General features: G+C 66.1%; 14 protein-coding genes. 5 read left to right on the top strand and 9 right to left on the bottom strand.

All coding sequences use genetic code 11. The features are described from left to right. Position 1: 1 nt before the first annotated feature. The 9 genes from ACODSD_RS15095 to ACODSD_RS15055 all read right to left on the bottom strand — a co-directional run bounded on the left by ACODSD_RS15095 (position 2) and on the right by ACODSD_RS15055 (position 11,028). Entirely contained in the window at positions 2–1,606 is a 1,605-nt protein-coding gene (locus tag ACODSD_RS15095; protein ID WP_253314366.1) for a carboxyl transferase domain-containing protein, read from the bottom strand. 17 nt (positions 1,607–1,623) lie between these two features. Further along, the gene (locus ACODSD_RS15090) at positions 1,624–2,835 is read right to left on the bottom strand and encodes an MFS transporter (RefSeq protein WP_488877701.1); all 1,212 of its coding nucleotides are present in this window, start codon (positions 2,833–2,835) and stop codon (positions 1,624–1,626) included. Further along, a complete protein-coding gene (locus ACODSD_RS15085) occupies positions 2,828–4,039 on the bottom strand; it encodes an 8-amino-7-oxononanoate synthase family protein (protein WP_107800423.1) in 1,212 nt (403 codons plus the stop codon). The genes ACODSD_RS15090 and ACODSD_RS15085 overlap by 8 nt, the downstream gene beginning before the upstream one ends. 52 nt (positions 4,040–4,091) lie before the next feature. After that, complete coding sequence (pcaF, locus tag ACODSD_RS15080; protein WP_488877700.1) at positions 4,092–5,294, bottom strand: 3-oxoadipyl-CoA thiolase; 1,203 nt, start codon at positions 5,292–5,294, stop codon at positions 4,092–4,094. Positions 5,295–5,306: 12 nt separating this feature from the next. Beyond that, positions 5,307–5,975: an alpha/beta hydrolase gene (locus ACODSD_RS15075; RefSeq protein WP_227104771.1), complete on the bottom strand. Its 669-nt coding sequence runs from the start codon at positions 5,973–5,975 to the stop codon at positions 5,307–5,309. Between the two features lie 12 nt (positions 5,976–5,987). Then, the gene (locus ACODSD_RS15070) at positions 5,988–6,809 is read right to left on the bottom strand and encodes a beta-keto acid cleavage family enzyme (protein WP_048415426.1); all 822 of its coding nucleotides are present in this window, start codon (positions 6,807–6,809) and stop codon (positions 5,988–5,990) included. A 44-nt stretch (positions 6,810–6,853) separates the two neighbouring features. Beyond that, complete coding sequence (locus ACODSD_RS15065) at positions 6,854–7,783, bottom strand: DMT family transporter (RefSeq protein WP_107800420.1); 930 nt, start codon at positions 7,781–7,783, stop codon at positions 6,854–6,856. A 208-nt stretch (positions 7,784–7,991) separates the two neighbouring features. Then, entirely contained in the window at positions 7,992–8,753 is a 762-nt protein-coding gene (locus ACODSD_RS15060; protein WP_199225921.1) for an AraC family transcriptional regulator, read from the bottom strand. Between the two features lie 247 nt (positions 8,754–9,000). After that, positions 9,001–11,028, bottom strand: a complete 2,028-nt coding sequence (locus tag ACODSD_RS15055) for a glycoside hydrolase family 3 protein (protein WP_488877699.1) — start codon at positions 11,026–11,028, stop codon at positions 9,001–9,003. 462 nt (positions 11,029–11,490) lie between these two features. On the opposite strand from ACODSD_RS15055, the gene dusA reads away from it, so the two are divergent. The 5 genes from dusA to ACODSD_RS15030 all read left to right on the top strand — a co-directional run bounded on the left by dusA (position 11,491) and on the right by ACODSD_RS15030 (position 16,211). Further along, complete coding sequence (gene dusA, locus ACODSD_RS15050) at positions 11,491–12,513, top strand: tRNA dihydrouridine(20/20a) synthase DusA (RefSeq protein ID WP_371926204.1); 1,023 nt, start codon at positions 11,491–11,493, stop codon at positions 12,511–12,513. Between the two features lie 318 nt (positions 12,514–12,831). After that, positions 12,832–13,902: an ABC transporter substrate-binding protein gene (locus ACODSD_RS15045; protein WP_107800417.1), complete on the top strand. Its 1,071-nt coding sequence runs from the start codon at positions 12,832–12,834 to the stop codon at positions 13,900–13,902. A gap of 68 nt (positions 13,903–13,970) precedes the next feature. Next, a complete protein-coding gene (gene rdgB / locus ACODSD_RS15040; protein WP_107800416.1) occupies positions 13,971–14,564 on the top strand; it encodes an RdgB/HAM1 family non-canonical purine NTP pyrophosphatase in 594 nt (197 codons plus the stop codon). Positions 14,565–14,622: 58 nt separating this feature from the next. Beyond that, the gene (hemW, locus tag ACODSD_RS15035) at positions 14,623–15,831 is read left to right on the top strand and encodes a radical SAM family heme chaperone HemW (protein WP_227104765.1); all 1,209 of its coding nucleotides are present in this window, start codon (positions 14,623–14,625) and stop codon (positions 15,829–15,831) included. Then, the gene (locus ACODSD_RS15030; RefSeq protein WP_043642167.1) at positions 15,831–16,211 is read left to right on the top strand and encodes a RidA family protein; all 381 of its coding nucleotides are present in this window, start codon (positions 15,831–15,833) and stop codon (positions 16,209–16,211) included. Before hemW ends, ACODSD_RS15030 begins: the two co-directional genes overlap by 1 nt. The last annotated feature ends 160 nt before the right edge of the window (positions 16,212–16,371 follow it).

The following is a 16,371-nucleotide window of genomic DNA, read 5'->3' as shown; positions in this document are numbered from 1 at the left end:
TTTACATCCTGAATACGCCGAAGCGGGTGTCTTGGACCGGGGCGGCGGCGGCCAGCGCCAGGCTGAGCGCCAGCCATTCTCGGGTCTGGGCCGGGTCGACGATGGCGTCCACCCACATGCGGGCCGCCACGTACAGCGCCTGGCCCTGGCGCTCGTAGGCGTCGCGGATCGGCCGCTTGAAGCTTTCCTCTTCTTCCGGCGTCCAGGCCTTGCCCTGTTTTTCCAATTGCTCGGCGCGGATCAGCGCCAGCACCGTCGCCGCCTGTTCGCCGCCCACCACCGTGGTCTTGGCGTTGGGCCACATCGCCATCAACTGCGGGCCGATGGCGCGGCCGCACATGGCCAGATTGCCGGCGCCGTAGCTGCCGCCGATCAGGATGCTGAACTTGGGCACGCGGGCGCAGGAGGCGGCGTTGACCATCTTGGCCCCGTGTTTGGCGATGCCGCCGGCCTCGTATTCCGCGCCCACCATGAAGCCGTTGATATTGTGCAGGAACAGCAGCGGAATGCCGCGTTGGGCGCAGAGTTCGATGAAGTTGGCCGCTTTTTGCGCGCTTTCCGAGAACAGCACGCCGTCGTTGATCAGCACGCCCACCGGATAGCCGCCGATGTGGCCGGTGCCGCACAGAATGGTGGCGCCGAAACGGGCGCGGTATTCGGCGAAGGCGGAGTCGTCCAGCAGCCGGGCCAGAATTTCCCGCGCCGGAATATGCTCGCGCGGGTTGGCGCTGACGATGCCGGCCAGTTCCGCCGGATCGTAACGCGGCGGCCGCGGCGCTTGCGGCGGCGCGTACTGCCGGCCGCGGCCGCGGCGCGCGACGATGTCCCGCATCAGCCGCAGCGCGTGTTCGTCGCTGAGCGCGTAGTGGTCGGCCACTCCGCTGTCGCGGGTGTGCACATCGGCGCCGCCCAGGGTTTCCGCGTCCACGATCACCCCGGTGGCGGCGCGCACCAGTTGCGGGCCGCCCAGGAAGATGGAGCCGTTGCCGCGCACGATGATGGTTTCGTCGCTCATCGCCGGGATGTAGGCGCCGCCGGCGGTGCAAGAGCCGAGCACCGCCGAGATCTGCGGCAGGCCCAGCGCCGACATCTCGGCGATATTGCGGAAGATGCGGCCGAAGTGCTGCTCGTCCGGGAAGATGTCTTCCTGCAAGGGCAGGTAGACTCCGCCGGAATCCACCAGATAGAGGCAGGGCAGGCCTTGCTCTCGGGCGATCTGCTGGGTGCGCAGATGCTTGCGCAGCGTCAGCGGGTAATAAGTGCCGCCCTTGACCGAGGCGTCGTTGGCGAACACCGCCACCGCGTGGCCGGCGACGATGCCGATGCCGGTGACGATGCCAGCGCAGGGCACCGCGTGCTCGTACACGTCGTGGGCGGCCAGTTGGCCGATCTCCAGAAAGGGCGTGCCGGGGTCCAGCAGCAGGGATAGGCGTTCGCGCGGGGACAGCTTGCCCTTGGCCGCTTGCTTGGCGCGCGCCTCCGGGCCGCCGCCTTGCAAGGCGGCGTCGCGGGCGGCGGCGATGCGCTCGCGCAGCTGGCGGTAGGCTTCGGCGTTGCGTTCAAACGTCTCGCCGGAGGCGGGAACGCGGGATTCGATACGGGACATGGAAGAGCTTCCTCGATTCAGGCGGCGCGCGCGCGCACCTTGAACAGCACTTGCGACAGGGTCAACAGGCCCAGGGCGGCCACCGCCAGCGTCCAGGCGCCGTCGTGATGCAGCAGCACCGAGACGGTGGCGGCGATGCCGGCCAGCCCCTGCTGCAGGAAGCCGCACAGCGCCATCGCGTGAGCGCCGTGCTCCTTGGCGTCGCTGACGGCGGTGGCCATGCTGTTGGGGAACAGCACCGCCTGGCCGAAAATGGTCAGGCAGTAGAGGCCGATGAACAGCCACAGGCCGGGCAGGCGCTCCAGCAGGCCCAAGTGCCAGCCCAGCAGCATGGCCAGCGTGGCCGCGGCCAGCAGCGCCGCGCCGGCGCGCATCAGGCGCAGCCCGCCCACGCGGGCCACCAGGCGGTTCACCACCATGGCGCCGCTGAAATAGGACAGGCCGATCAACAGTCCGACGTTGCCGAAGCCGGCCACCGCCAGGCCGAAGTGCTCCTGAAACACGAAGGGGCTGACCTCTTGCAAGGTCACCGTGGTGGCGAAGCCCAGGCCGCCGGCGCAGGCCGGCCACAGAAAGCCGGGTCGGCGCAGAATGCCCCAGTACGGGCTGGGTCCGGAGGCCGCGGCGGCCGGGCGGCCGGCTTGCAGCGGCAGGCCCATGGTCAGCAGCGCCGCCACGGCGCCGGTGACCGCCATCAAGGCGAAGCCGGCTTCCCAATGACTGTATTTGCCGATCAGGCCGCCGATGAACTGGCCGCCGCCCAGCGCGGTGATGAAGGCGATGGAGAGCACGGACAATTTGCGCGCCAGATCGTCGCCGCGCCAGTGATCGCGCACGATGATGCGGGCGATGATGGCCGCGCCGCCGCCGGCGATGCCCTGCGCCACGCGCAGCGTCAGCAGCTCCGCGGCGTTGGACACGAAGGCGAGCAGCAGGCTGCAGACCACGAACAGCGCCAGCGAAATCAGCAGCGGCCCGCGCCGGCCCCAGCGGTCGGCCGCCGAGCCCCAGAACAGCACCGGCAAGGCCGCGCCCACCACATAGCCGGAAATCGACATCTCCACCAGGCTCTGGCTCATCGCCAGCTCCCGCATCACCGCCGGCAGCGACGGCAGATACACGGTGGTGGCCATCTGCGCCATGAACACGATCAGGCAGGCCAGCGCCATCAGCCGGCCGGCCGGCTGCGCCAGCGCCGCGGGCGGCGCGGTCAGGGTTTTCTCATTCATGGGCGGCTCGCAACTGATTGAGGCAGGCGGCGAAGCGCTCGATCTCCTGCGTCGTCATATTGGCGCGGATCATGATGCGCAGGCCGGCGCGGCCCTTGGCGATCACTGGGAAGAAGATGGGCGAGGTGTAGAAACCGTCTTCCAGCAAGCTCTTGGCGTAGAAGATGGTGTTTTCCTCCGAGCCGATGGAGACGAAGCGTATGGGCAGCGGTTCGCCGCTATTGTCCGAGGCCACATGCTGGTCGAACAGGCGGATATTGTCCTGCAGCCGTTGTTGCAGACGCGGCAGCTCCTCGGAGCGGTGAATGGCCGCCGACTGGATGATGGCGCCCAGGCCGGCGGTGTTGATGCGTTGCGACCAGGTCACCGGCCCGCCGAAGCGGGTGGCCAGCTTGCGGCGCTGGGCGTCGTGGCGCGGGCCCAGGAAGATGGCGCCGCCAGACGCGCCGAAGCCCTTGTTCAGCGAGGTGACGATCAAGGTGCGCTCATTGATGCCGCCCATGGTTTCCAGCACCAGGCCGCGGCCGTGGCGGCCCAGCGTGGACAGGCCGTGGGCTTCGTCGAAGAACAGGAACAAACCGTATTTGTCCTGCAACGCCAGCAGTTCCGGCACCGGAGCCATGCCGCCGGTGCTGTAGACCCCGTCGGCGACGTAGGCCACGCGCGCATGGGTCTTGCACAGGTCTTCCAGCGCGTTCAGATCGTTGTGGCGTATGGTCTGGATCTCGGCCTCGTCGGCGCAGATCGGCTTCATCATGTTCAGGCAGAAGTGGGCGTTCTTGTCGAACACCATCAAGGGCGGTACATCCTCGGTCAGCGCGCCGGAGGCCAGCAGGGGCAGGGCGGCCGCGGCGGCGGCGGCGCAGGACGGCACGGTCAGCGTTTCCGCGTCCACCAGCTCCGCCAGCGCGTCCTCCGCCTGCTGCAGGATGTCGAACTGCACCCGGATGCGCGAAATCGAGGTGTTCAACGAGCCGGTGTTCAAGACCGCGTCCGCCGCCGCCTGCAGAATGTCCGGGTGCGAGTCCAGGCCCAGATAGGAATAGGACGACATATTGACGAAGCGCTTGCCGTTGGCCACCGCCTCATGGCGGCCGTCGCCCAGGTTGCGGGTGACGATATTGGCCAGGCCGGCCTGGGTGGTGATGTCCCAGAAGCTGTTGCTCAACTGGATGGCTTTTTTGATATTGGCGTGTTGATGCATGTTTCCCCCCTCGTATGGTTTGACGGCGGCCGTCAAGGCCGCCTCGTCCGGCCTATACCCGTTCCAGAATCAGCGCCAGGCCCTGTCCCACGCCCACGCACATGGTGCACAGCGCGTAGCGCTTGCCGCCGGCCTGCAACTGCGCGGCGGCGGTCAGCGCCAGCCGGCTGCCGCTCATGCCCAGCGGGTGGCCCAGCGCGATGGCGCCGCCCTTGGGGTTCACCCGTTCGCAATCGTCGGGCAGGCCCAGCGCGCGGGTGACCGCCAGCGCCTGGGCGGCGAAGGCTTCGTTCAGTTCGATGACGTCGATGTCCTCGATGCCGAGGCCGGCCTGGCGCAGCGCCTTGCGGCTGGCCTCGATCGGGCCCGCGCCCATGATGCGCGGCGCGATGCCGGAGCTGGCCGAGGCCAGCACCCGCGCGCGCGGACGCAGGCCGTGGCGTTGCGCCGCCGCGGCCGAGGCGATGATCATCGCCGCCGCGCCGTCGTTGACGCCGGAGGCGTTGCCGGCGGTGATGCTGGACTCCGGGCCGAACAGCGCCTTGAGCTTGGCCAGCTCCTCCAGAGAGGTCTGGCGCGGATGCTCGTCGCGGCTGACGATCAGCGGGTCCTGCTTGCGGCGCGGGATCGTCACCGGGACGATCTCCTCGGCGAAGAAGCCGGTTTCCAGCGCGGCGAAGTAACGCTGCTGGCTGCGCAGCGCGAAGGCGTCCTGATCCTGGCGGCTGACGCCGAATTCGCGCGCCACGTTCTCCGCCGTGGCCGGCATGGTGTCCACGCCGTATTGTTTCTCCATCGCCGGATTGACGAAGCGCCAGCCTATGGTGGTGTCGTAGATCTGCATGTCGCGGCCGAAGGCTTTGTCCGATTTCGGCATCACGAAGGGCGCGCGCGACATGGATTCCACGCCGCCGGCGATCAGCAGCTCGGCCTCGCCGGACTTGACGGCGCGCGCCGCCAGCGCCACCGCGTCCAGGCCGGACGCGCACAGGCGGTTCACGGTCAGGCCCGGGACGCTCTCCGGATAGCCGGCCAGCAGCAGGCTCATGCGGGCCACGTTGCGGTTGTCCTCGCCGGCCTGGTTGGCGCAGCCCAGGATCACTTCGTCTATCGCCGCCGGGCCCAGGCCCGGATTGCGCTCCAGCAGCGCGCGCAGCGGCGCCGCGGCCAGATCGTCGGCGCGCACGCCGGACAAGGCGCCGCCGAAGCGGCCGATGGGGGTGCGCACGGCGTCGCAGATGAAAGCGTCGGTCATCGCGGTCTCCTCTCAGCTCAAGCTGGTTTGCGGTTGCAACAGCGCGGACAGCAAATCGCGCGCGGCGTCGATCTCGTCGGCGCAAACGTGGTGGGGCATGTCCGGGTAAACGCGGAAATCCACCTCGGCGCCGGCGCGGCGGAAGGCCTCGGCGCTGCGTTCGATGCGCTCCAGCGGCATCCAGCTGTCGCTGTCGCTGGTGCCGAAGAAGGCCGGGAAGTCCAGCGCCGCGGACGGCGCGCCCCAGGCCGCCTCGTCGGGGCCGAACAGGCCGCCGGAGAAGGCGATCAGCCCGCCTATCGGGCGTGGGCGGCGATAGATGAATTCGGCGGCCAGGCAAGCGCCCTGGGAGAAGCCCATCAGCACGATCCGGCTGTCGGCGAAGCCGTAGCCGCGCAGTTCCTCGATGGTGGCCTCGACGCAGTCCAGCGCCTGGTCCAGCGAGGGCTGATTGCTGTCCAGCGGCGCCATGAAGCTGTGCGGATACCAGGTGCGGTCCTTGGCGATGGGCAGAATGTAGGCGACGTCGGCCAGGCCGATGGCCTCGCCGTTTTTGTAGGCGTCCTGGGCGCTCTGGCGGCGGCCGTGCAGCAGCACCACGGCGAGTTTGGCCTGATTCAGCGGCGCGCCGTAGATTTCCAGGCCGTGTTCTTTATGCGGATTGGGATCGATCGTGCTCATGTAGTGTGTCCTTTAGTGAATGCCCAGAATTTGCTTGGCTTCGGCGGGGGAGGCGATCTCGCGGCCGACTTCGCCGGCCAGACGCGCCAGGCGCTCCACCAATTGGGCGTTGTCTCGGGCCAGTTCGCCGTAGCGGTAATAGACGTTGTCTTCCAGGCCGGTGCGCACATGGCCGCCCAGCAGCAGGGTGTGCAGATTGATCGCCAGCTGGTGTTTGCCTATGCCCAGCGCCGACCACACGCTGTCCTGCGGAATACTTTCGACGAAATGCAGCAGGTTTTTGCAGGTGGCGGCCGCGCCGCCCTGTATGCCCATGGCGAAGCTGAAGCACAGCGGGCCGCTCAGATAGCCGTCTTCCTGCAGTTTCAGCGCCTCGCCGATGATGCCCTGGTGATAGACCTCGATCTCCGGCTTGGCGCGGTATTCGCGGATGTCCAGCGCCAGCGCGCGGGCCAGTTCAGGCGGATTGATGAAGGGCTTGCTGCCGTGGTTGACCGAGCCGCAGTTGAAGGAGGCGATGTCCGGACGGAAGGACAGATGGTTCCAGGCTTCCTTCTTCTCCAGCTGCGGCGGCAGATTGAGGCCGGAGGTGCTCAGATTGATCAGGATGTCGCAGCGCTCGCGGATGCGGCGGACGATATCGCCGTAGATGTCCGCGTCGTAGCTGGGCGTGCCGTCCGGGTTGCGGGCGTGGATGTGGACCACCGAAGCGCCGGCGTTCCAGCATTCATAGGCGGCCTGGGCGATTTCTTCCGGCGAAAACGGCACGCCGGGATGTTTCTGCCGGCTGGTGATGCCGCCGTTGACGGCGGCGGTGATGATGAGTTTTTGCATGGTGGGAACGCTCATGTGAATGAAAGAGGAAAAAGCTGCGGTGTTCAGATCTTGTCGCCGACGGGGGCGGTTTGCGGCTGCGCGGCGGCGTCCGGGCGCTTGGACACTAGATAAATGCCGACGCCGATCAGCACGCCGCCGATCAGCTCATGCAGCGACAGCGAATAGCCGAAGGCGGCGAAGGAAATCAGGGTGGCGAACAGCGGGGACAGAAACAGGAAACCGCTGGTGCGCACCGCGCCGCCCAGGTCCAGCGCCATGAACCACAGCGCCATCGCGCCGGTGGTGGCCGGCAGCGCCAGCCAGAGGAAGGCGGCCAGCACCCGCTCGCTGTGAGGCAGTGTCGGGACTTCGCCGCCGGCCCAGGCCAGCAGCGCCAGGCAGGCCGAACCCACCAGCATCTGCCAGAAGGTCAGCGCCCAGACGTTGATCACGATGCGGCTGCCCTTGATCACCAGCGTGGACGCCGCCCAGCAGGCCGCGCCGCACAGCACCAGCGCGTCGCCGGCGCCGAAGCCGTCCAGCTTGTTCAGGCCGATGCAGACGGCGACGCCGAAGAAGGCCAGGACCAGGCCGACGGCGGCCAGAGGGTGGATTTTTTCCTTCAGCGCCAGCCGCGACATCAAGGCCACGATCAGCGGGGTGCAGGCCATCAGAATGGCGGCCTTGGCCGGGGTGGTGCTGCGCAGCCCGATATTGAGAAAGCCCATCGATCCGGCGGTCTGCAACAGGCCGATCAAGGCCAGCACGCCCCAGGGGCGAGGGCGGACGAAGGCGCGCGGATAGCGGAAGCGCTGCCACAGCAGAATGGGCACGATGCCGGCGGCGGCGGCGGTGAAACGCGCCACCGCGGCCCACAAGGGCGGCATTTCCGACAACACGATCTTGGAGGTGGGAAAGGTGGAGCCGAACAGAAAGGTGGCGGCCAGAATCAGCAGCCAATAGCGTTTGGCGTCGTAGTTGGGATGGGACATGGTCACCTGGCCAGACGGCGGTTTCAATAGCCATTTATCATATTGAAACGGTTTGGTTCAGGCTTCTTGCAAGCGGACAATTGCTGCTTCAAAACGGACAATTATGCTGCGCTGCGGCAAAGCCGTGTCGGCGCGCGGGTCCGCGGGGCGGAAAAGAGGCGGTTCAAAGCCTCGCTCTTGTCGGCTGGGCTTTGAACCGCGGATGGGATCAGGAGAAGTACTGGCTGGGGGCCGCGTTCATGATGCGGCGGAACATGGAGGAAAACGCGCCGGGCGTTTCATAACCCAGATCGGAGGCGATCAGGGTCACCGGCTCGCCGGCGCCCAGCCGCGGCAGCGCCGAGATCGCGCACACTTGCTGACGCCAGTACAGATAAGACACGCCCAGCTCCTGCTGGAACAGCCGCGCCAGCGTGCGGCTGGACGCGCCCACCAGTTCCGCCCATTCGTTAAGCCCGCGCCGGTCGCCGGGATTGGCCAGAATCGCCGAGCACACCCGCTGCAAACGCTGATCGCTCAGCGGCGGCAGCGGCAAGGCCGTTTCCCCCGACCATTCGATTTCGTCGATCAGCACGTCCAGCAAGCGGCCTTCTTTTTGATCGGCGTGGGGAATGCCGCGCGTGCGCATCAGGCGGATGATGAGTTCCCGCATCAGCGGCGAAATGGCGATGGCTTTGGAGTGGCGCGGCAATTGCGCCAGATAGTGCGGGGATTGGATGTACAGCGTGCGCAGCGACACCGTGCCGCGGGCGCGCATGCTGTGCTCCACCGCGGGCGGCATCCAGACGCCGCGCTGCGGCGGCACCAGCCACAGACCGTCGGCGGTGGACAGTTCCATCACGCCGGAAACGGCGAAAATCAGCTGGCCTTCGCGGTGTTGGTGGCGGCCGACTTGATGACCGCTGGGAAAGTCCTTGGACATGCTCCACGCGGCGAAGTCCGGTAGGACGGCGTTGGATTCTATGGCCATGCGCTTGCTTTCTTATTTGAGGGTAGCCCGGTTCCGCGCGGCTTGCGGCCCTGTTGTGCGGGCGTCTTCAGCCGTCGGTTCAGGCTCATGATACTGCAGCGCACAAAATATTCATACAGTATAAATTGTGTCTATTTCAATGCGAATGCCTTGGAGCGGCGGAGCCGCCCGCCGCAGGGACAAAAGAAAACACCGCGGCCGGAGGACCGCGGTGCGCAGGAGGAGGGTTAAGAAGAGCGATGCTTCGTCAGAAGCTCAACCCAAAACCGCGCGCGTAGCGCAGCGCGCCCGGCTGGCCGTTTTCGTCCAGCGCGTGGATGGCCACCGGCAGCTTGCCGCCGGGCGGGTTCGCGCCCAGCATCACGTCCACCAGCGCCGGCATGGAGGGCCCGCGCAGGCCGTTCTCATAGCCGTAGTAGGCGTAGGTGGCCAGCGTGGCGTCGGCCAGATCGTCGTAATTGATCACGTCGTAAGGCGCGCGCAGGGTCACGTGGATCAGCTTCTTGCCTTGCCGCTTGGCGTATTCCATCGCATTGCGCATTTGCTGCGCCTCGCTGAGCGGCGGCGCGGACAGGCTGCGGGCGAAGCGGGTCCGGAGCGCGGGCAGGTCTTCCGCCACATTGAAGACCAGGGAACCGTTGCCGGCGGCCGGCGCCGGCTCGGTCTGCAGGCTGCGCTTCATCCGCGGCGCGATGGCCGGCGCGTTGGGGTCGCCGTTGCGTTCCACCGGGCTGACGCCGGTGGCCAGGGTGCCGATGACGACCACGTCGGCCTGATCGATCGCCTGTTTCTGCGCTTCCCACGGCGTGGCGCTCAGTTTGGCGCCGCTGACCTGGCGATAGCCTTTTTCATCGAAGCGGCGACGCATCGCCTCGGCCTGTTCGCCCCAGGGCGTCAGGATGAAGATGCGCTGGCTGGGCGAGCGCAGCGGCAGCGCCGCGCCCTGATTGCGCAGCAGGGTGATGGATTGCCGGGTGATTTTAGCTTCCACCGCGCGATGCTCCGCGCCGCCTATGGTGCTCAGCGCCGGCAGCGGCTTGGCTTCGCCGGCCGGGGTGACCTCGTTGCGCAGCTTCATCGCCACGATGCGCCGCGCCGAGCGGTCCAGTTCGGCGCGGTCTATCCGACCGTCCGCCACCGCGGCGGCCACTTGGTCTATCAATTGGCGCAGCCGGCCGGCTTGCGCGGCGGTGCGGAACTCGGTGGGCATCAGCGCGATGTCCACATCGGCCTGGAACACCTTGATCACCGCGTCGGCCTGCTCGAAGAAATCGCTGATGCCCTTCATGTCCAGCGCGTCGGTGACGGTGACGCCCTGGTAGCGCATCTCGCCGCGCAGCAGATCGTGCTGGATTTTGCGCGACATCGTCGCCGGCGCGATCATGCGTTCGCCGTTGCGGGCGGTGATTTGGCTGCTGTCCAGCGCCGGGTACTGGATGTGGGCGGTCATGATCATCTCCGGCGGCTGGCCGGAGGCGATGGCCTGGCGGTAGGGCGCCAGGTCGATGGCGTAGGCGTCGGCGCGCGATTTGTTCACCACCGGCAGGCCGTAATGGGAGTCGGTGGCGGTGTCGCCGTGGCCGGGGAAGTGCTTGAAGGAGCCGATCACGCCTTGCTCGCGCATGCCCTGCGTCGTGGCCTGCCCCAGCAGGCTGATGGTGGCCGGATCGTCGCCGTAGGCGCGGACATTGATCACCGGATTGAGCGGATTGCTGTTGACGTCCACGTCCGGCGCGAAGTTGACGTTGAAGCCGACGGCGCGGATCTCGGCGGCCAGCACCCGGCCGGAGTCGCGGGCGAGGTTGCTGTCCCGCGTCGCTTCATAGGCGGCGCCCAGCGCCATATTGCCGGGGAAGCTGGTGGCCAGCGGGCGCGGCAGGCGGAAGACATTGCCGCCCTCCTGGTCCGAGCCGATCAACAGTCCGACCGGGCTGTTCTGCGGCCGCGCCCGGCGGATCTGCTCGGACAAACGCCGGGTTTGCTGCAAATCGCTCAGATTGTTGGCGAACAGAATCACGCCGCCGATGGCGTTGTCGCGCAGCGCGCGGCTGGCGGCGTCCGGCAGTTCGGTCATGCCGGCGGTGCAGGCGGGCTGATCGTCCGGGCACCAGTAACGGAAGGCCATCATGATCTTCTGGCCGATCTTCTCGCGGACGCTCATCTGTTCGACGATGCGCGCGGCTTGCTGCTCGACGCTGGGCTGCTCAAGGCAGCCGCTCAGCAGCGCTGGCAACAGCATCAGCGCCGGCAGGCGCAGGGAAAGTGGTTTGGACATGGTTCAACCTTGTGCTGAAGTGGAGGCATCCGGAATGACGGGCAGGCCCGTCTTGCCGCTGGCGACGCAGGTCCGGCGGCGAGGCCGGACCTGCGGACAGCCGTGGAGGCTGGGTTCTCTTTTTATGAATATATTCATTTGTGAATAGTTTTTGTTAGTAATGGATTGCGCGTTGGACGCCCCTGCCAGGGCGCGTTCGGCGCGAAGAAGCGGCCGTCGAGGCTAAAGCTTATGAAATTCAATTTTTGAAAAAGTTGCCTGCGGCGAGGAATTGCCTGGGGCTGTGCGACGCATCTACTTGATTGCTCGGCGTTTTTGTCTCAATGCTTGACCCTGGATCGGCTACGGGAGGATAATTCATGCCTTTTTTCAAACGCTTAGCGCGATGGCGGGCCGGCTGGCCGCCGACGCTGAGCGGTGATTGGCTTTCGGGTGGATAGGGATACGATGCAGGACAGCGGAGTGAAGCATTCTAGGGTTCAGGAGAGCGGCGGCCTGCCGTCGCGCCGGCTGTCGGTGGCGCCGATGCTGGATTGGACCGACCGTCACTACCGCTATTTCGCGCGTCAGATCACCCGGCATACCTGGCTCTACACCGAGATGGTCACCACCGGCGCGCTGCTGCACGGCGACGTCGAACGCCATCTGCGTTTTGACGAGGCGGAGCACCCGCTGGCGCTGCAACTGGGCGGCAGCGAGCCGGCGGAGCTGGCGCGTTGCGCCAAGCTGGCGGCGGAATGGGGCTACGACGAAGTCAATCTGAACGTGGGCTGCCCGTCGGAGCGCGTGCAAAAGGGCGCTTTCGGCGCCTGTCTGATGGCCGAGCCGCAATTGGTGGCCGACTGCGTCAAGGCGATGCGCGACGCGGTGTCCATCGACGTGACGGTCAAGCACCGTATCGGCATCGATCGCATCGAGCATTACGATTACCTGCGCGACTTCGTCGAGCAAGTGGCGGACGCCGGCTGCCGCACCTTCATCGTCCATGCGCGCAACGCCATCCTCAAGGGCCTGAGCCCCAAGGAAAACCGCGAAATCCCGCCCCTGAAGTACGATTACGTCTACCGGCTGAAGCGGGAACGCCCGGATCTGGAAATCCTGATCAACGGCGGCGTCAAGAATCCGGCCGAGATCGACGAGCATCTGCGTCATGTGGACGGCGTGATGGTGGGGCGCGAGGCCTACCACAATCCCTGGCTGATGGCCGATTGGGACCAGCGCTACTACGGCGCCGGCGCCGCGCCGGAGCGTGAACAGGTGGTGGCCGCGATGATGCCCTATGTGGCGGCGCGCCTGGCCGAGGGCCACAAGACGCGCAATATCGCCCGCCACATCCTGGGCCTGTTCCAGGGCATTCCCGGCGCGAGAAACTGGCGGCGCATGCTGTCCGACGCCAAACTGCTGGACGGCGCCGACGAGCGTCTGCTGCAACAGGCCTTGGAAGCGACGCTGGGCGCCGCCCGCCGCGCGGAATCAACAGAATAAACCGCCTGGCCGCCGCGGCCAGGAACGGATTCGCGGCGCCGGGGTCTGCTGTAGCAAGGCGAGAGCGCTGTTCTTGCTGAGGCAGGGCCCGACGCCGCCATATTAAGAACGTGTTGACGATCCAAGGAGCAAGCGCGAGACAAGGCGGAAGCCGCGCGTGGCGCAAGAGCGTCTCGACGCCGCGTCAGCTCCCGCGAAGCGCTGCGGATCGTGAACAGGTTCCAAGTCGCGGGACTTCCCAAGGGGGAGCCCGCCATGGCGGCTTGCCGCCTTTTCTGTTCGCCATGCTGGTCATGGCCGTCTGGAGGTGAATCTGAATTGAAACCGCTGAAGCTTGTCCTATTGTCCTCCATCCTGTCGTCCGCCGTCTGGGCCGGACCCAAGGACGTCTTGCACATCTATAACTGGAGCGGCTCCTTGTCGGACGCCATCCTCCGCCAGTTCGAGAAAAGCTGTGATTGCCGCGTGGTGCAGAATTACTACGGCGACAATGAGGAAATGCTGGCCAAGCTGGCGGCCGGGGCCAAGGGCTACGATATGGTGTTTCCGTCCAGCTTCGTGATCGAGGCGATGAGCAAGCAGAAGCTGCTGCGGCCGCTGGATCACGCCAAATTGCCGAACCTGAAGAATGTCGACCCGGCCTATTTGTCCCAAAGCTACGATCCGGGCAACCGCTACACCGTGCCCACGGTGCTGTCGCTGACTTCGGTCGGCTACAACGCGGAGCGTCTGCAGAAACTGGGCATCGACCCGCACAGCTGGTCGGTGATCTTCGATCCCAAGGTGCTGCAAAAGATCAAGGGCAAGGTGACGGTGCTGGACAGCTCGCGCGAGGTGTTCGCCGCCGCGCTGTTCTACCTGGGCAAGAACCCCAACACCGCCAGCCAGGCCGATTATCGCGCGGCGCAGGCGGTGATCAAGCAGGCCAAGCCCTACTGGGCCACCTTCTCCAACGCCAGTTATCTGAAAGAGCTGGCGGTGGGCAATATCTGGGTGTCGCTGGGCTACTCCACCGAGTTCTTCCAGGCCGCCGAGGACGCGCGCCAGGCCAAGCGCCGCTTCCGCATCGCCAATGTGGCGCAGAAGGAAGGCAATGAGCTGGGCGTGGACACCATGGCGGTGCTGGCCAGCGCCAAACGCCCGGACCTGGCGCATCAGTTCATCAACTTCATGCTGGACGGCAAGAACGCCGCTCAATTGACCAATCTCAACGGCGCCACCAATCCGGTCAAGACCGCCGCGCCCTTTTTCCGCGCGGATTTGAAAAGCCATCCGGTGATCGATCCGACGCCGGACACCGTGAAAAAATGGACGGTGTTGCGCGAACTGACGCCGGCGGAGCGGCGCTCGCTGGCGCGGATGTGGACGGAAGTGAAGGTCAGCCGTTAAGCTTGTCTTTAATAGATATTCCGCAGCCCCGGCATCGTCGGGGCTGCGTCGCATTCGATGGAGTTCTCATGTTCGACAAATTAGTGATGGCCAGCAACAACGCCGGCAAGTTGAAGGAATTCGCCGCGCTGATGGCGCCGCTGGGCATACAAGTGATTCCGCAGGTGGAACTGCAAGTGCCGGAATGCCCGGAACCGCACCACACCTTCCTGGAAAACGCGCTGGAAAAAGCGCGTCACGCCAGCCGCGTGAGCGGCTTGCCCGCGTTGGCCGACGACTCCGGCATCTGCGTCGAGGCGCTGTCCGGCGCGCCGGGCGTGTACTCGGCCCGCTACGCCGGCGAACCCAAGTCCGACGCCGCCAACAACGCCAAGCTGGTGGCGGCGCTGCAGGGCGAGGCCAATCGCCGCGCCTGGTATTACTGCGTGCTGGTCTTGGTGCGCCACGCCGACGATCCGCAGCCGCTGGTGGCGGACGGCATGTGGTTCGGCGAAGTGCGCGACGAGGCGGCCGGCGCCGGCGGCTTCGGCTACGACCCGCATTTCTGGCTGCCGCAGCACGGCTGTAGCGTGGCGGAGATGGACGCGGCGGAGAAAAACCGCGTCAGCCACCGCGGCCAGGCGCTGCAAGCGCTGCTGGCCAAGCTGCGCGCGCTGGCATGAAGCGGGTCCCTTCGTTCAGCGCCCGGCCGGCGCGGCTGGAGCCGCAAGGAGCCGCGACGTGCAGGTGAGCAAGATTTCGCTGTCCGCGCTTGGGCTGGGCGGTCAAGTCGGCTTGAAAGAGCTGCCGCCGCTGTCGCTCTACATCCATTTCCCGTGGTGCGTGCGCAAATGCCCGTATTGCGACTTCAACTCGCACGAGCCCAAGAGCGGCTTCGACGAGATGGCCTATGTCGACGCCTTGCTGCGCGATCTGGAATTCAGCCTGCCCGAGGTCTGGGGCCGTCCGCTGAGCAGCATCTTCATGGGCGGCGGCACCCCCAGCCTGTTCTCGCCTCAGGCGATGGACGCGCTGCTGGCCGGCGTGCGCGCGCGCATGCGGCTGCAGCCGGACGCGGAAATCACCATGGAGGCCAATCCCGGCACCTTCGAGGCCGAGCGTTTCCGCGGCTACCGCGAGGCCGGCATCAACCGGCTGTCCATCGGCATCCAGAGCTTCAAGCCGGCGCATTTGCAGGCGCTGGGCCGCATTCACGACGGCGAGGAAGCGCGTCGCGCCATCGACATCGCGCTGAGCCACTTCGACAACGTCAATCTGGACCTGATGTACGCGCTGCCGGGGCAGACCCTGGACGAAGCGCTGGCCGATCTGGACACCGCGCTGTCCTACGGCATCACCCATCTGTCCGCCTACCATCTGACGATAGAACCCAACACCCTGTTCGCCGTGGAGACGCCGCGCAATCTGCCGGACGACGAAGTCTCCGCCGACATGCAGGAGGCGATAGAAGCCCGGCTCGCCGCCGCCGGCTTCGAACATTACGAGACCTCGGCCTTCGCGCGGCCGGGCCGCCGCGCGCGCCACAATCTCAACTACTGGCAGTTCGGCGACTATATCGGCATCGGCGCCGGCGCCCACGGCAAGATCAGCAGCCATGCCGGCATCGTCCGCCAGATGCGCTACAAGCAGCCGGCCGCCTACCTGCAGGCGGTGGCCGAGGGCAAGCCCCTGCAAAACAGCCGCAAGGTGGGGCGGAGCGAACTGCCCTTCGAATTCATGATGAATCTGCTGCGGCTGACCGAAGGCTTCGAATTGCGCCTGTTCCAAGAGCGCACCGGCCTGCCGCTGTCCGTCATACAATCCGCCTTGACGCAAGCCGAGGCGCAAGGCCTGATCGCGCGCGACGCCGTGATGTTGCGGCCCACGCTCAAGGGCCAGCGTTTCCTCAATGATTTATTAACCCTGTTCCTGAAAGAAGGAGATGAATAATGGCTAAGGAAATCATCCACACCGACAAGGCTCCGGCCGCCATCGGCGCTTACTCGCAAGCCGTGAAAGCCGGCAACACCGTTTACCTGTCCGGCCAGATCCCGCTGGACCCGGCCACCATGAACGTGGTGGAAGGCGGTTTCGCCGCTGAAACCCATCAAGTGTTCAAGAACATGAAGGCCGTGTGCGAAGCCGCCGGCGGCAGCCTGGACCAGATCGTCAAGCTCAACGCCTATCTGACCGACCTGTCCAATTTCGCCACCTTCAACGAAATCATGGGCCAGTACTTCAGCCAGCCCTTCCCGGCGCGCGCCGCCGTCGGCGTGGCCAGCCTGCCCAAGGGCGTGTTGGTGGAAGCGGAAGCGGTTCTGGTACTCTAAACCTGCTTACGATCTGCTGCGCTTCGTGAGACGTGGCACGGTGAGTACGTCTTCAAAATGCTCATGTACCGTGTGTACATTCCGCTTTTTCAGCCGTTTTCGCCTTGTCTCGCCTTAGCTCGCGAGATCGTAAACAGGTTCTGAGCGGCCCAACTGCTCC

Source organism: Chromobacterium sp. FG22, from assembly GCF_057809415.1.
Note: the sequence above shows the minus strand (reverse complement) of the source record. Positions and strands in the feature narration are given on the sequence as shown.

Bases quoted from the DNA above. Each gene is read 5' to 3' on its own strand.
- ACODSD_RS15095 (WP_253314366.1), bottom strand. From the start codon at position 1,606: ATGTCCCGTATCGAATCCCGCGTTCCCGCCTCCGGCGAGACGTTTGAA.
- ACODSD_RS15090 (WP_488877701.1), bottom strand. From the start codon at position 2,835: ATGAATGAGAAAACCCTGACCGCGCCGCCCGCGGCGCTGGCGCAGCCG.
- ACODSD_RS15085 (WP_107800423.1), bottom strand. From the start codon at position 4,039: ATGCATCAACACGCCAATATCAAAAAAGCCATCCAGTTGAGCAACAGC.
- pcaF (WP_488877700.1), bottom strand. From the start codon at position 5,294: ATGACCGACGCTTTCATCTGCGACGCCGTGCGCACCCCCATCGGCCGC.
- ACODSD_RS15075 (WP_227104771.1), bottom strand. From the start codon at position 5,975: ATGAGCACGATCGATCCCAATCCGCATAAAGAACACGGCCTGGAAATC.
- ACODSD_RS15070 (WP_048415426.1), bottom strand. From the start codon at position 6,809: ATGCAAAAACTCATCATCACCGCCGCCGTCAACGGCGGCATCACCAGC.
- ACODSD_RS15065 (WP_107800420.1), bottom strand. From the start codon at position 7,783: ATGTCCCATCCCAACTACGACGCCAAACGCTATTGGCTGCTGATTCTG.
- ACODSD_RS15060 (WP_199225921.1), bottom strand. From the start codon at position 8,753: ATGGCCATAGAATCCAACGCCGTCCTACCGGACTTCGCCGCGTGGAGC.
- ACODSD_RS15055 (WP_488877699.1), bottom strand. From the start codon at position 11,028: ATGTCCAAACCACTTTCCCTGCGCCTGCCGGCGCTGATGCTGTTGCCA.
- rdgB (WP_107800416.1), top strand. From the start codon at position 13,971: ATGTTCGACAAATTAGTGATGGCCAGCAACAACGCCGGCAAGTTGAAG.
- ACODSD_RS15030 (WP_043642167.1), top strand. From the start codon at position 15,831: ATGGCTAAGGAAATCATCCACACCGACAAGGCTCCGGCCGCCATCGGC.